This window comes from Nocardioides ultimimeridianus (assembly GCF_054777895.1).
Genome location: NZ_BAAHAB010000016.1, coordinates 1 through 13,844, shown reverse-complemented (window position 1 = coordinate 13,844; position 13,844 = coordinate 1). Strand labels below are relative to the sequence as shown.

At 63.8% G+C, this 13,844-nt stretch carries 10 protein-coding genes and 1 pseudogene; 4 read left to right on the top strand and 7 right to left on the bottom strand.

What is annotated here, in order from left to right; genetic code table 11:
* Nucleotides 1–607: 607 nt before the first annotated feature.
* From ACYU8V_RS15310 to ACYU8V_RS15300, 3 genes are read right to left on the bottom strand one after another with little or no spacing between them, the layout of a single operon-like run.
* Nucleotides 608–1,819 carry an MFS transporter gene (locus tag ACYU8V_RS15310; RefSeq protein WP_460792969.1) on the bottom strand — a complete coding sequence of 404 codons (1,212 nt, stop codon included), beginning with the start codon at nucleotides 1,817–1,819 and terminating at the stop codon, nucleotides 608–610.
* Nucleotides 1,816–3,201: a radical SAM protein gene (locus ACYU8V_RS15305; RefSeq protein ID WP_460792970.1), complete on the bottom strand. Its 1,386-nt coding sequence runs from the start codon at nucleotides 3,199–3,201 to the stop codon at nucleotides 1,816–1,818. The genes ACYU8V_RS15310 and ACYU8V_RS15305 overlap by 4 nt, the downstream gene beginning before the upstream one ends.
* Nucleotides 3,198–4,220: a glutathione S-transferase family protein gene (locus tag ACYU8V_RS15300; protein WP_460792971.1), complete on the bottom strand. Its 1,023-nt coding sequence runs from the start codon at nucleotides 4,218–4,220 to the stop codon at nucleotides 3,198–3,200. The genes ACYU8V_RS15305 and ACYU8V_RS15300 overlap by 4 nt, the downstream gene beginning before the upstream one ends.
* Before the next feature lie 390 nt (nucleotides 4,221–4,610).
* Between ACYU8V_RS15300 and ACYU8V_RS15295 the strand changes: the two genes are divergently transcribed.
* From ACYU8V_RS15295 to ACYU8V_RS15285, 3 genes are all read left to right on the top strand, one after another.
* Complete coding sequence (locus ACYU8V_RS15295; RefSeq protein ID WP_460792972.1) at nucleotides 4,611–4,805, top strand: hypothetical protein; 195 nt, start codon at nucleotides 4,611–4,613, stop codon at nucleotides 4,803–4,805.
* Nucleotides 4,802–5,074: a hypothetical protein gene (locus ACYU8V_RS15290; protein ID WP_460792974.1), complete on the top strand. Its 273-nt coding sequence runs from the start codon at nucleotides 4,802–4,804 to the stop codon at nucleotides 5,072–5,074. The genes ACYU8V_RS15295 and ACYU8V_RS15290 overlap by 4 nt, the downstream gene beginning before the upstream one ends.
* Nucleotides 5,075–5,578: 504 nt before the next feature.
* Nucleotides 5,579–6,499 (top strand): DUF4238 domain-containing protein, encoded by a 921-nt coding sequence (locus ACYU8V_RS15285; RefSeq protein WP_460848555.1) that lies wholly within the window; start codon nucleotides 5,579–5,581, stop codon nucleotides 6,497–6,499.
* A 305-nt stretch (nucleotides 6,500–6,804) separates the two neighbouring features.
* Here the strand turns inward: ACYU8V_RS15285 and ACYU8V_RS15280 are convergent, their stop codons facing one another.
* From ACYU8V_RS15280 to ACYU8V_RS15265, 4 genes and pseudogenes are all read right to left on the bottom strand, one after another.
* Entirely contained in the window at nucleotides 6,805–8,757 is a 1,953-nt protein-coding gene (locus tag ACYU8V_RS15280; RefSeq protein WP_460848554.1) for a hypothetical protein, read from the bottom strand.
* 965 nt (nucleotides 8,758–9,722) lie between these two features.
* A pseudogene (locus tag ACYU8V_RS15275) lies at nucleotides 9,723–10,009 on the bottom strand (integrase core domain-containing protein).
* A gap of 173 nt (nucleotides 10,010–10,182) precedes the next feature.
* A complete protein-coding gene (locus ACYU8V_RS15270; RefSeq protein ID WP_460848552.1) occupies nucleotides 10,183–10,743 on the bottom strand; it encodes a hypothetical protein in 561 nt (186 codons plus the stop codon).
* Nucleotides 10,744–10,754: 11 nt separating this feature from the next.
* Entirely contained in the window at nucleotides 10,755–11,255 is a 501-nt protein-coding gene (locus ACYU8V_RS15265; protein ID WP_460848551.1) for a DNA/RNA non-specific endonuclease, read from the bottom strand.
* A 345-nt stretch (nucleotides 11,256–11,600) separates the two neighbouring features.
* On the opposite strand from ACYU8V_RS15265, the gene ACYU8V_RS15260 reads away from it, so the two are divergent.
* Nucleotides 11,601–12,880, top strand: a protein-coding gene (locus tag ACYU8V_RS15260; protein WP_460848549.1) for an IS3 family transposase whose coding sequence is annotated in 2 segments (ribosomal slippage) — nucleotides 11,601–11,874 and nucleotides 11,874–12,880 — 1,281 coding nt in all. Because the reading frame shifts where the segments join, the coding sequence is not laid out codon by codon here.
* Nucleotides 12,881–13,844 lie beyond the last annotated feature (964 nt).

The following is a 13,844-nucleotide window of genomic DNA, read 5'->3' as shown; positions in this document are numbered from 1 at the left end:
CGCCTACTTCACGCAGCCCCGCCGCTGGACCTCAAACCCCACCACCACAGGGGACTCTCCTCTGCATCTTCTCCGCCTCACGCAGCTTCGCCACGATCTGCTCAGTCGTGAACCTCTTCGCAGAGCCATCACCCGCCTCCACAAGGACTCTCGAAGTAGCGAGTCCTCACACGAGAGATGGACCGAAGAACCGGGGCAGGACATCCGGTATCTAGGTCACTTCACTTGGTCGATGATCGTGCCGCCGAACTCGTGTTGGAGAAGACCAGCAACTGACAACAACGTGCAAGTGCTTTGGCGTCGTGAACGATCACGGTCCCGAACTTCTGGCGCTTCCCTGGGGAGTGCCGCCCGATGCGAGGTGGGGGCGACGAGTCGTGACGCTCCATATCACGCCGGTCAGAGTTCGTCCGCGGAGCTCGCTCGGCTGCGCGGGTCGACGCTGGGGCTTACTGTGGTCGTCCGACATCATGCGACGTCGGCGGTAGTTGCGACGCTTCGAGTCTCGATCGCCGACGGGACGCTCCGCGTGCATTCTCATGACTCCGCCGTTCGCCGCCATCACCGGCCATCACTACAGACGGGCACCCGAACAATGACGCCCACTTCATCTCGACATGGGCTCCCGCTCACGATCAGGCGTCATCGCCTGCCGCCACATCGGGATCAGCCGTATCCCAATGAGCGAGCCTCCCAACGAGAAGAGGGCCATGGACACCAACGCGGCCGGAACACCCCAGGCGTTGATCGCGATCCCACAGATGAGCGACCCGAGTGCGGTACCGCCCACGAAGGAACTGATGACCAGCGCCACCGACTGAGATCTGAGGTTTGGCGGCGAGACACGATCGACGACATCGAACTCGATCGCAGCCAAGGGCGCTTCAAAGAGTCCGACGACGAGCATGGCCGGATAGACCAGCGGGCCTTGATTCACGAACGCGGGAACGAACAGAGCCAGACTCGAGAGGTGGAGCGCCCACACATAGCGTCGCGCCAAGTCGCTTCTGAATGGCACCCGCTCGTACACCAGGCCACCAACGATCGAGCCGACTCCGGTCAGGGCGAAGTAGAGGCCGGAACGGCCCGAATTGCCGTGCTGTGCTGCGATCTGCGGCAGCGCGACGAAGTAGGCGCCGACCGCGGTCGTGCCGATCAGACGTCTCAGTATCAGGGATCGAAACGGCCGGTAAGCCAGCGGGGCGAAGTCGAAGGCCCTTCCTGACAACTGCATCCCACCGGTGCAACTCCGCGCGATCTTGGTTGCCGCGAGCGCGGAAGCTCCAGCGGCAGACATACCCCCCGCCACCACGAGCGCAGTTGAGGAAGTCGCGAACGTCGTGAGCACTGTGAACAGCAGCGGACCGCCAATCGTGAAGACTTCCGCAGCGATCGCCTCGATGGAGAACGCGGTCTTCCTGAGGGGTTCGGAAGGGAAAGTGCGCGCCCACATCGACCGCATCGTCACCGTTATCGGCGGCACCGAGGCGCCGGCGACGAAGGCGACCGGCAACGCCCAGATCCGCCCTGGATCGGCAGCGACAACACTGAGTGAGATCAACTGTGCGGCGCTGCACAACAGGAGCGGTGGGCGCGCCCCGTGGTTGTCCACCCAACGTCCGACGATGGGACCGCCCAGCATCGTGCCGACGGCGTAGCAGGACAGCAGGAGGCCTGCAGCGGCTGAGTCGGCGCCGGATGTGGCTGACGCGGACACGAGAGCCAGATTGATTAGGAAGAACGGCAACCGGCCCAGGGTGCTGGCGCCGACGGCGAAGCCAACACCCTGCGCCGCGAGTACCCGCCCGATGCGGCTCACGGCGTTCTCGGCCGTACCTTCGGCATGGGCAGCGACACGTTGTTTGTAATGAAAGAACCGAGGTGGCACCCGCCCCGGCACGCTTCCAGCACGGTGCACGAAGTGCAGCCGGGGCGTGGGCGGGTGGCCTCGTGAACAGCCGCCGTCATCGTGGGCCACGTGTCTGCGATCGAACTGTGCGCGAGGTCGCCCCAATACATGTTGGAGTGAGGGCAGTTCCGGATCCGTCCGTCGTAGCTGACACTCCCCCAGACGAGGCCCGACTCGCAGTGGCCGGACATCTGCGAGACCCGTAACGCGAGCGTCGGGTCGGCCTTGGAGATCGGCAGGTCGTCGCTGGAGGTGCACATTTTCTGAGCGCACGGCCAATCCACGGCCAGGCCCGGACACTCGGATCGAACGAGATCGTCAATCGCTTCCATCAGCGGGAACATGAGCGCCATCGGCACGCCGTACTCCGCGTCGTTCTTTCCGGTTGGAACGTAGCGCATCACGCTGAATTCCCTGACGCCGCGAGCGTAGACGTCGCGAATGACATCGAGGACTTCCTCAACGTTATGAGAAACGAGCGTCATCTCGGCAACGACTGCGATTCCGGCCGCTAGGAAATGCTCCATCGCCGCAGTGGAACGTTCGTACGCCAGTCGATGGCCAGCCAGATCGACCTGGGTCGCTGCTGATCCGTGGAGAGAAACCAGGGCACATCGCACATTTGAATCCGCCATTTCTTGAGCTCGTTCGGGGGTCACAAAATGTCCATTGGTGAACACGGACTGATAGAGACCGAGCTCGCCGCCGTACCGGAAAATCTCCATAGCGTCCGGGTGGAGGAGCGTCTCACCGCCGCTGTAGCGGACGACGAACGCTCCGCGTGCCGCACACTCGTCGAGGATCTTCTTCGCAGCGGCGAGAGGAAGATGCTTCGAGTCGAGTTCGCGTACGAACTTCCGAATGTCGTGATCCGTCATCGCCGGATCGATCTTCCACACGTTGTAGCAAAATCCACAGCTCCAATTGCAGACAGACGTCAGTTCGAGCTCCATCCGCAACGGGAATTCGAGGAGCGAGTCGAAACGCTTGTCGATCTCGATCCGTGACCGGGTCCCGTCCTCGCCGTAGGTCGGTTCGGTGTCCAGGATCTGTCGAATCAGGGTGTCGACGTCAGCCATTACGCGATCGATCGACACGTCGAAGCGAGCAGCGATTGCCCTCGCGGTTTCTATTGGCCCACGCCCCGCATAGAGCTCGGCGAGGATCGCCTCAGCCGTCCCGTTGCGTGCGCGCACAAACATGCCGGTGCGGGGCTCGAATAGCAGTCCCAGGTCGGGACGCCACTTGAAACGCCTCAACAGCTCACTTGCGTCGGCGTGGACGAGCGTCATGAGGCGACCGCCGCTCGAGGGTCAAGTTCCCTCATGATTCGGTCGACATCACCGCGGACCGTCGCTGCGTCGACCGCATAGTCTGCCGCCATCCGCTGCGCGATCGCGTCGAAGTCGAGACCCGCGCGGGCATGCTCGACAATTGTCCGCATCGAGTCGTTCTTGACGACGTATCCGATGTTGCGCCGCCAGTCGTGGAGCAGGCGAAGGTCGGGGTTGTATCGGTAATGGCCGATGATCCATGGCGCTGTTCCCACGGGGTGGGCGAGAATCTCTTCGTATGGCTTGCGTGCCTCGTGCAGGTGCTGGGCGATGCTCGGCCGAGCTAGCAGCCGAGTGGCGTAAGCAGCAACCACGTCGTTTGTGAACGTGTAGTTCCAGCCGGTGAGCTCCTGCATGAAGGTTGACATCATGATGTCAGCCAGGCTGAAGTCACCGAAGAGCCACTCGCGCTCGGACTGGTTCGACAGCAGCCGTCCCACAGTCCTCTCGATCAGGACGGCGCAATCGGTGGCTTCTCGCGGCATCGTCGAGGGCGTGTCGTCCCACAGCGAAAGCCCGTAGGACGCGGTCTCGACGATGGGCTGAAAGTCGACGTAGGCGTTGCCGGAGAATGACCGGATCTGCGCGCGGGCGCGAATGTCGCGGCCCAGGAGGGCCGTCCCGCTTGCCGGCGCAGTCTCCTCAAGCAGTTCGACGATGGCCAAGATGTCACTTGCCACGGCTCCTGACTGTTCGTGGACAAGGACCGGAACGCGTGGCATGACATCAACGATCGTTCCGGCAACACGGCCCGTCGGATCTTGGCGAGTCAGATCGTCGGTCAGGCAGTAGCAACCAGCTCGGCACCAGTCACCGGTCCAGTCACCAACATCGAGGACGCCGTCGTCACGAATGTGGTCAGGCCAGTCCATGTCGATCGGGACTTCGCGAAACGGCACGGCCTTCTCACGGATCGCGATGTTCGCCCTCATGGACCAGCCAGAAAAGTGGCGATTGCCTAGAAAGATGGTGTACATGCTCCAACTCCGTTGTCATCGGTCTAACAAGAACGGGTCCGGAGCCGAGAACCGGCTCCGGACCCTTCGGTGATCAGCCGCACTGCTTGTTGGCGATCTCCTTCATCTCGATCTCAGGCGCTACGTAGTCCTCGCGCTCCGGAGTGGTCTCCATGTCGTACCTCCCTCCTCCTGTGTGGGCCCCCAACGAGCCTTGGCTCCTGCAGGCTAAGGAAGGAGACACGTTCAGACAAGCACCTCTGACACTTTTGGACATGTCGAGCGGAAGATGCGAGCGCTCGAGCGAGTGGCCATGTCGACGCAGGGAGGCACCTGGTCCGCCTGTGCGCTAAGGCCAACTGCACCCACGACGCCAAGGGTTCGACCGATGACAGCGAAGGAAGCAGAGCGTTGAGGCGGACCAACGGCGTCGAAGCAGCGGGAGACGTCAAGAAGTACATCGGCATGGCGCTCAAGATGTCCTCCAAGACCGGCTTCACCCAGCGCGCTGAGAACATCGTCCATTTCGGCAGGACCGGGTGGCTGTGCGGCGTGTTCGGTCCACTCAGCAACAGGCCGGTAGCTCTCGTTGCCCGCCAACGGTGAGCGCCGCCATCGCCTCAACGCGCGCGACCACCATGGTCGTGCTTGCGGCACTCTGTGTCTTCGGCGTCGTCGGGGTGAGTGGCTGCCGCAGCCGGACACCGGCGGGCGCGACCCTGCAGCCAGGCGACCACCGGTCGTACAACCTGGTGTTCGGGCTGACCAGCCCTGCGGGGTCGACCGATTCTCTCGGCGCGCTCGTCGTCCGGTACGTCGACGACAGCGGCCACACCGGCACCTGGACCTCGAAGATCAGATCAGCTACCGTCTAGCGCCCGCCTGCTCCTGACGATCCTCAGCGAGTACGCGAACGTCTCCTGGCCTGCGCGCACCGCAAGAACCGCGCCGCTCTTGCGGCGATCAGCCAACGCATGCTTGCTGATGTCGCGAAACTGACGCATTGCGCCAGCGGATGCGTAGAGCGGGCCCACGGCCGCGAGGCGGGAGCCAAGGTCAGCGGGCACCGCCGGCAGGCTCGCTCGGAGACGCCCACGAGGGCGCAGCTCCGGGAGCGGGCCGCCGGACGCAGCAAGGGACTCCACCCGATCCTTGAGGCATCAGCCTCAGATCGTCGATCACCTCCCGCACGTGTCGGATGCAGCCACGCGCCCAGCGGCGAGAGGGTGCGACAGGTCCGATGGCTACATGCGGCGTCAACAAACGGTCCCCGTGTCATGTGATCACCGCCTCAAGGCTTTGGCGGCGCCGGGCCATCTGTCGATCCGACCTCCACGAGCCACACATCGACCGGCGAGGGTCGCGCTTACTGTTTACGCGTGTCGTCTGAGACCGAACTCTCCCAAGACCACTTTGTGTCGCGCGGTTACCAGCAAAACTTCGCGTCTCCCGACAAGCGTGTAGCAGTCATCAGCGCCACCTCTGGACGGGTCCTCGACTCGGCTCGGCCGATCAAGTCGAACTTCCGCGAGCGCGGCTTCACAACGTTCCTACAGGCCGGAGTGCCGAACGATCTCCTCGAAAGGGCATTCGTCTCGGTCGAACGGCGTGTCCTCAACGAGATCCGGACCATCGGAGTCGATCGCTCTGGTCCCCGACAGAAGGCGGACGTGGCCAATCTGTTTGCAGTTCACCTGGTGAGGAGCCCAGCCTTCAAGGACTTCCATCGCCACATCGGCGAGCGATTTCGGGAGGTCGATGTCCCGGCGTTCGTCAACGACCCTGAATACGCTCGGCGCTTCGAAGCATCCAAAGGTAGGGCTCCCAGCGACGGTGAACTCTTAGACTTGGCCCGTCGAACCTACGACGAACTCGCAACGGACCCAATGAGTCTGGTGAAGACGATGATCCGGCAGCACGACGCGATCGCCGAGAAGTTGAACGGCTTCCATCTGCAGGTGATTGAACTGGCGAATCCGCACTTACCTGGCTTCGCGATCGGCGATACCCCAGTCGTGCATGCCGTCCTAGGTCGCAACCTGTACGGATTCCGCGACCGAGTCGCTATCGGCGACGCCGACTTCATCATTGGGCCACTCTCCCGTAACACCGCGGCCTGCTTCAGCACACGCCGCCTTCGCCCCCATAGGGTCAGGACCCGAAAGCAGGTCGACGCAATCAATGCCATCTTCCTGCGAGCAGCGTCGAGCGAAGTCGCGTGCCACCCCGACGACGCGCACGCGGTACAACAGGTTCACTCACGCTTGGATCGCCTGGACCCTTCGATCCTCACTGGATAGCGCCGCCGTAGACACATGCGGGACATTACGTGGCGACGATGGATCTTTGTCCCGATGCCGGCCGGGCGCCGGCCGGAGATCCTGACGCCGGATGCCGCGCACATCGACGGACGTGGGGGACGCCTTGTTGTGGTTCAGCGAGGAGCCGAGGTCGTTCGGAAGTGCCCAGCAGCGGCCGCCCCTCAAGAGCGGCACACTAGGTCCGGGGGCGGTCCGAGCCTGGTCCGCTCGCGAAGATGCCCGGATTGACTCCGGCCCATACCCAGCCGGCAACAGGCGACCGGCGACCGGCGACCGGATGTCGGCTACCCCGGCTCGCGCTCGGTCGCTCGGTGTTGCTGGCCGGCAGGCGACTCTCCTTGCGCATCCAGCCATGACTGCCAGTAGCTCGCTGCATCGGCTCCGGCACTCATCGCCTCGAACTCGTCCGTACCGGTCTGCAAGACAGATACGAACAGTGTGCCATTGGTGTACGACTCCAGCCCCAGATTGAGCGCCCATCCGCTGAGGTACTCCGCGAAGTCACGCACGGACTCGATGACTCGGAACCCGGCAGGATTCCCGTGCACCAAGGCGTCGCGTGTCCGAGTGCGACGGGCTGCGAGGACGTCTCGCTCGCGCTGGTGACTCTCGACGAGTGCGGAGTACTCGGCGTGGTCGCTGACGCTGATGAAGATGCGCTCGATCCAGTCGCGATCCGATTCGACTCGGCACACCGCGAGCAAGTCCTCCCTGCGTTCGGCCACCGCCAGTAGGAAGGGCCAGTGAGCCTCGGCGGAGTACAGCAACGCGGAGAGTTCGTCCCGCAGCCGTCGCTGCTCCGGGTCACCGCCCAGTGGCGCGATGCACATGTGCACTGCGCGACTGACATCAGTGAGCCAGCGTTGATGCGGCCACCACATGCCGAGAGTGGCGAAGAGGTCTTCAGGTTTCATCGCAGCGTGGGCCGCGATGTGCTGCACCACGCGGTCGGTGAGCGGGATGACAGCCCGAATGTCGGCTTCGGAGGGCTGACGCAGCATCATGTCACGGCTGAAGGGGTGTTCCGCCGTTGTCTGGGCCTCGAGGGCGGCTGCAAGGAAGGGTGGGAGCTCGTCGCGCGCCACAGCGCTGGCGATCCTTGGTCCGAACTGGCGGATCGCTTCGGCCGTCATCCGTGCTCCGTACCGGTCGTCGGGGAACTCGGTCGGGTGCCGAGATGCGACGAAGCTGAAGGCGTGGGGCTGACCGTCGTGCAGGACTGCGGACTGGGCAAGGCGAGGCCTGCTGCCGCCGCCGCGGTAAATGGCGACGTTCATGATCGTCTCCACGATGTCGACGGCCCGTCTCGCGGCCTGAGCAGCGGTCGTATCGCCGAGGTCGACCCGAACGAGGCTATCGACACCGGACTTGTCGTCCGGCTGGCGCGCCACCTTGAAGAGGCCTCCCTGTTGGACGAGCGCGGACAGTTCGTCCTTGTGCGGGAAGGCTTGGCCGTCCGGGTGCGAGTTGGGAACGGCCCATTGGGCGTTGAAGAAGGTGACCGGTCCCGCAGTGACTCCTTGAACCGCTGGTCCCTGGTAGCCGAGCCAGACGACGGTCGAGTTGACCGAGGCTGGTGCGCAGACGATGGCACGAGCGCCCGCGAGGCGCTCACCGGGCGACATGTCGTTCTCGCCGACTGGATCCCCGTCGGGTGACCGCCCGTACGCGAGCATCGACACCGACTGCTGGAACGTGCGGTCCGGGTCGAGTCCGCGACGGCGCAACTGGTCGAAGAGAAGGTCGGCGATCGAATGATGCGCCTGATCCGCCGGTGCGGCGTTCTGGGCGATCTTGACGAGGTCGTCCCAAGTGGCTGCGACCGCTGTGTCCGTGCCGAGGCTGGTCAGCAGGGCCTCCGCGGAGCGCTCGACGTCGACCCACACCTGTGCCGTGCGCATTCCCGGCGGAGTCCGGAGGACGTCCTTCGACGCGCTACGGAGGCGGCCAAAAGCGTCGACGAACAGCCGGAGCGGCGAGCCGATCTCAGCGCCCAGACTGTCGCCCAGCGCGGCCGTCGACTGCTCGAGGTCGCACCGAAGGGAACGGCGGTTGTTGGCTCTCACCCATGCGTCGGGACCACTGGCTAGTTTGACCCAGTTGAGGATCTCTTCGACGGCGACCGTGAGCGGCAGCACTGTGGTCCGGCGGTGGCGGCGATCCAGTGACGAGACGAGGGATTTGACCCACAGAGGCTCGTCGTTTCGCCAGTGATCACTGACGTTGTAGTCACTCATCATGGCTGCGCGTGCCTCCTGGCTGCCGCCGGTGAGGCTGATCCGATGCGACCTGGTCGCGATACCCGACTCAAGGCTGACCCGGCCGGAGCCGTCATCGTCTCACTGCCCCGGCCGTCTCGGACCGGATTCGCTCGGACGCTATGACACGTCAAGATTTGCGGGCCTGCGGCTTCAATTGCCGCACCGCCGCGGAGCTCAACCCGTGAGGAGGGTTCCAATCCCTGCGGCGAGCGGTTTAGATACCGAGGAGAAGCCCCGCTCGTACCGACGTGATAGCGACACATCGGTCCTCGCGGGGCTTCCCTTGTAGACGCTAGGCAGGCTTCCCCACCTCCAGCGACATGGTGCTACTTCGACTTCTTGCCGGACTTCGTCGACTCGTTCACCGTCGTCTTCGGGCTGCTCTTGACGGTGGCCTGCTTGACGAAGCGGCCAGTGATGGCGCTCCTGCCACGGGGCATTGGCGACACCTCCTCTCTTGAGATGTCCAGACCTCGCACTGGAGAACTACACCGGTGTAAGTATCTGGCATCTCTCAGTGTGAGCGACCAACCCGGCAACCGCAAGACAGTTCGCACAACACCTGCGGAGAGTTCGCTGACGAGAGGACCCCATCGATGGAATCGGACACGGTCAGGATTCAGGCGCATGACTGGTGCCGCGCTCATCAGATCGATGAGGTCAGGGGACGCATCACCCGCTCACGAGCCGTCGACGGCCCCAGCGAGCCAACTAACGCCTTCCGCTGTCAGTCTCCACCGTGGACCGGTCCCGTCCGGGGCGCCTATTACTTCTTCAACTAGCCCGAGCGACTCGAGCTCTCTGAGATCGATGAGGATCCCGTGGTCCACTATTGCCCCACGGAAGCCGAGCATCATGTCGCAGGTGAGAGAACTCGGCGTTGACCTGGTCGCTGGGCATGGTCGCGACTGGTCCACGTTCGATGGTGGTAGTCACTCTCATCAGCCCCTCTCACAGGGTGCCGTCGACAATGACGGCTGGGTCGCAATGTACGCCGCGTAAGCCAGCGGCGTGCGCATCTCCAGCCCCGAGTGCGGCCGCTCGGAGTTGTAGTGATCGACCCAGTGCCGATCAAGACCCGCGCCTCGGTCAGCGTGTGCAGAACCTTGCGGTTGAGCAGCTCGTCGCGCATCGAGCCGTTGAACCGCTCGATGTAACCGTTCTGCTGCGGGCTTGGCCTTCGCGACCTGAACCGGGTCCACCCATGGTCCTTGAGCCAGGCAAGCAGCCTGGCCGCGATGAACCCCCGGCCGTTGTCCGAGCGGATGACCTGGGGCAGGCCGTGCTGCTCGAAGAGCCGCTCCAGCGTGCGTTGCCGCAGTCATCACACAACCCCACAAGGACTCTCAAAGTTTCGAGTGCTGACAGGTGAGGTGGGCCACGAATCGGAGGACCCAACCATCACCTCAAATCAACCATCACTGCTGCGACCGCGCCAGCAGCATCATGTAGTCCCCAGCACGGAAAAGCTCCATCAGCCGATCCGACCGCGGCAATATCGCCGTCTACCTGTGGGCCTTCTTCCATGGCAGCGCGAATCAACGGCGACAATCGCTCCCGATCGGATTGTAGGTCCATGACCGAGCCAGCAGCCTCGACTGGGAACACCAGAAGGGAGCCGCCGTCGCAGAGGACCTTCGCTGGGCGACTCTGGTCGTCTACGAGGCGACGCCAGTCGCCGGGGTTCCAATCGTCCATACGGCCCACGAAGATCGCGGCAGCCCTTGGCGGCAGCACCTCGGACCCGCGACCGGGATCCCACAGAACGCCAACGGCGACCTTGCCATCCACAGTCAGGTCGAACGACACAACCGCATCCACGTCCTCCGGCCAGATACGGTCGAACGCGTCCGTCAGGAGAACGCGGCCAGACGAAGCCGTGAAGGACACTACGTGGCGCCGCTCCAGCGACCTTCTCTCATCCCCGGTCTGACCGGTACCAAGCAGCAGGAAAGGATCCATGCATACACCCCCTAGTTCGGCCTCTGGTTCTGGATGTACAGGTCGCCAGCCGCGCCGAGCGTACCGGCCCAATGCAGTCTTACACCGATGGGAGCCAACGCATCTCCGTAGACCGGCACGGCTGTGAAGAAGACCGTCTGCGTACGCGTAGCAAGTTCGACTGGAAGTTCCGCTTGATCACGCATGGCATAGTTCGCCGATGGCCACAACGGCACGATGTTTTGAACATCGCTGATCCCCCCGAGCATTCGAGCGACGAGATGGCCGCGGTGCATGCCAGTTTCGTATCCAACCGGTGTGGCCGGGGCACGCGGGTCGCGAAGGTCGCGCGGTATTCCGCCCTGAAGGCACGCCATGGCGCCCGTCGCTCGGCCCTGATCGTCGAGCGGGAAGTAGTGGATTGAGGCGCCCGCGATCGCCCCGCCGAAGCACCGCTTTTCATACTCGTCGTCATTGATCTTTCGTTCTTGGTTCTGCATGCTGTCGCCGCCGAGCGATAGCAGCAGCCCCAAGATGCCGAGAGTCTTTCCGAGCCGGCTGCGCGAGGCGAGAGCCTCGTCAGTCGCAGCCTCGTCGGCCGCGACGCTCGTCAGGAAGGGACTCGTTACGGGCGCGATACCGGGTACGAGACTGCGAGAGACGGCGACGAGGAACCGATAGTGCTTACAACAGAGGTGGAACTGTTTGTGGGCGGGACGGGCGACACTTCATTGCTCGGCGCCCGCGGGGTCACGACCCCGTTGCTGTAGTTGCAGGTGCCTTCATCCACACAGAGGCGTCGGTGTCCATCAAGTTCGATCATACTGAAGCGCCCCAGGTTTGATGCCGCATCTTTCTGAGTTGGAAGGATGCAATCCGTGCCGAAGAAGATCGATGAGCAGCTCAAGGCGAGAGCTGTTCGACTCGTGCTTGAGCACCAGTCGGAGTACCCCTCGCGGCAGGCCGCGGTCGAAGCGGTGGCCAGGCAGTTGGGCGTGGGCAAGGAGTCGGTGCGCCGCTGGGTGCTCCAGGCCGAGGTCGACTCGGGCGCCAAGCCTGGTGTCAGCAGTAGCGAGCAAGACGAGATCCGAAAGCTGAGGGCAGAGAACCGGCGGCTGCGCGAGGACGTCGCGATCCTGAAGGCCGCGACGGCTTTCTTCGTGGGGGAGCTCGACCCCCGCAACCACTGATCGAGGGTTTCATCGACACGATGCGGTCCGAGGGTCACGCGGTCGAGCCGGTCTGCCGAGTCCTGCGCGAGCAGGGCTGTCAGATCGCCGCACGGACCTACAGGTCGTGGAAGACGCCTCGGGTCGCGACCCGAACGTTGAACGACGCCGCGGTGATGGATCTGGTGCGGGACCTGGCGTGGACCACCGACCCGGCCACGAAGATCCGGCGCCTGACGCCGGAAGGGCTCTACGGGCGGCGCAAGATGGTCGCGCTGGTCCGCCGCCGCGGGCTGCCGGACGCGTCGTTTGGGATCGTGGATCGAGCGATGCGCCTGCTCGGTTTGAGCGGAAACCGCAGGGATGTGAAGTACAGGGCGCCGGCCACCCCGATAGACGGCAAGCGTGCGGGTGACCTGCTCGATCGCGACTTCACCGCACCTGCGCCGAACAAGGTGTGGGTCACCGACTTCACCTATGTCCGCTCCTGGGCCGGATGGGTCTACGTGGCATTCATCGTTGACGTCTTCGCCCAGCGGATCGTGGCCTGGCACGCCGCGACCGGCAAGGACACCGAGTTGGTCATGACGCCGCTGCGGATGGCGCTGTGGCAGCGTGACCACGAAGGGCGACCAACCACGCCCGGTGACCTGATCATGCACTCCGATGCCGGGTCGCAGTACACCTCGATCCGCTACACCGATCACCTCGAGCTCGAGGACATCAAGCCATCGATCGGGTCGGTCGGAGACGCCTACGACAACGCCCTCATGGAAACCATCAACGGCCTCTACAAGGCCGAGTGCATCCGCACCACGGTCTTCCACGACGGCCCGTTCAAGACGATCGCGGACGTGGAGTTCGCAACGTCTGGCTGGGTCGATTGGTACAACGAAAGACGGCTCCACGGCTCGTTGGGCATGATCAGTCCGGTGGAGTTCGAGAACGCCCACTACGCGGCCATCACAAGACAGCCGCAACCCGCATAAGAGCGGCAGAGAACCTGGGGCGCTTCACTCGAGACGAACGTCGGCGAGGCGTCTGCGGTGAAGTCCACCTTCTGACGCGCCGTTGTCTGGTTTCGAGTTCCGGGAGAGGAGTCAGGGCACACGCCGCTCGTCAACGATGCAAGACCGGCGCCTGATCTAGAACTGCGTTGGGTAGCCGAGTTGCCGGAACCCTTCCAGGAGTCGCTCTCTGGGGTACCAGCTACCGAAGAAGACCCACGTCTGACCGTCTCCTTGCCGGATTTCCACACCGTTCCTTTGCCAGCCCAGACTCGGCTTGACGCTGACGACGTCAGTTATCTTCGCTGACCAGGGCCCGAAGAATCGTCCCAATCCGAAGCGTGCTCGAAAGTCGACTGACTCTGAAGAGACGGTCATCTGGACGAGGGGACTACTCAACGTCCACATCGAGTCCGAGCGCCAGAGCGCCCCCACGGCATCCCAGTTCATAGGAGGTGTCCCAACACGGAGAGTGGACTGAACGGGGTGGTGGCTGTGGCGGTGTCAAGCACGATTTGCCCAAGCTGCCCGAGTGTCAGATTTTGCGTCGCCGTATCGCTCACGCCGCCGTGGATTTCGGCGACCGGGCCGATGCCGAAGCCGACCGCTCCTTCGCCACCGACAACAACTCCCCCCGGTGCACCGCAGTTCGCTCCGAGGAATCCGCCGACTCCGACCGTTGGACCGGCGACAACGGATCCACCACCATACGCGAATGGCCCGCCCAACTGGCTAACGGTGTTGGCGGTCGACACTCCGCTTGACACTGTCCCGGAGAGGGCAGGGCTCTGCCCGCCGCCGCCCGCTGATTCGGTCGCGCCCAAGCTGAGGTCACCATTGCGAATATCGACCCCAGCTGCCACACAGACCTGCACGAAACCGCCTGGGACTGCTGCACGAACGGGTGACAGGTTGGGTCACGCAGCCTGAGTGGCTGGCGTGGTCA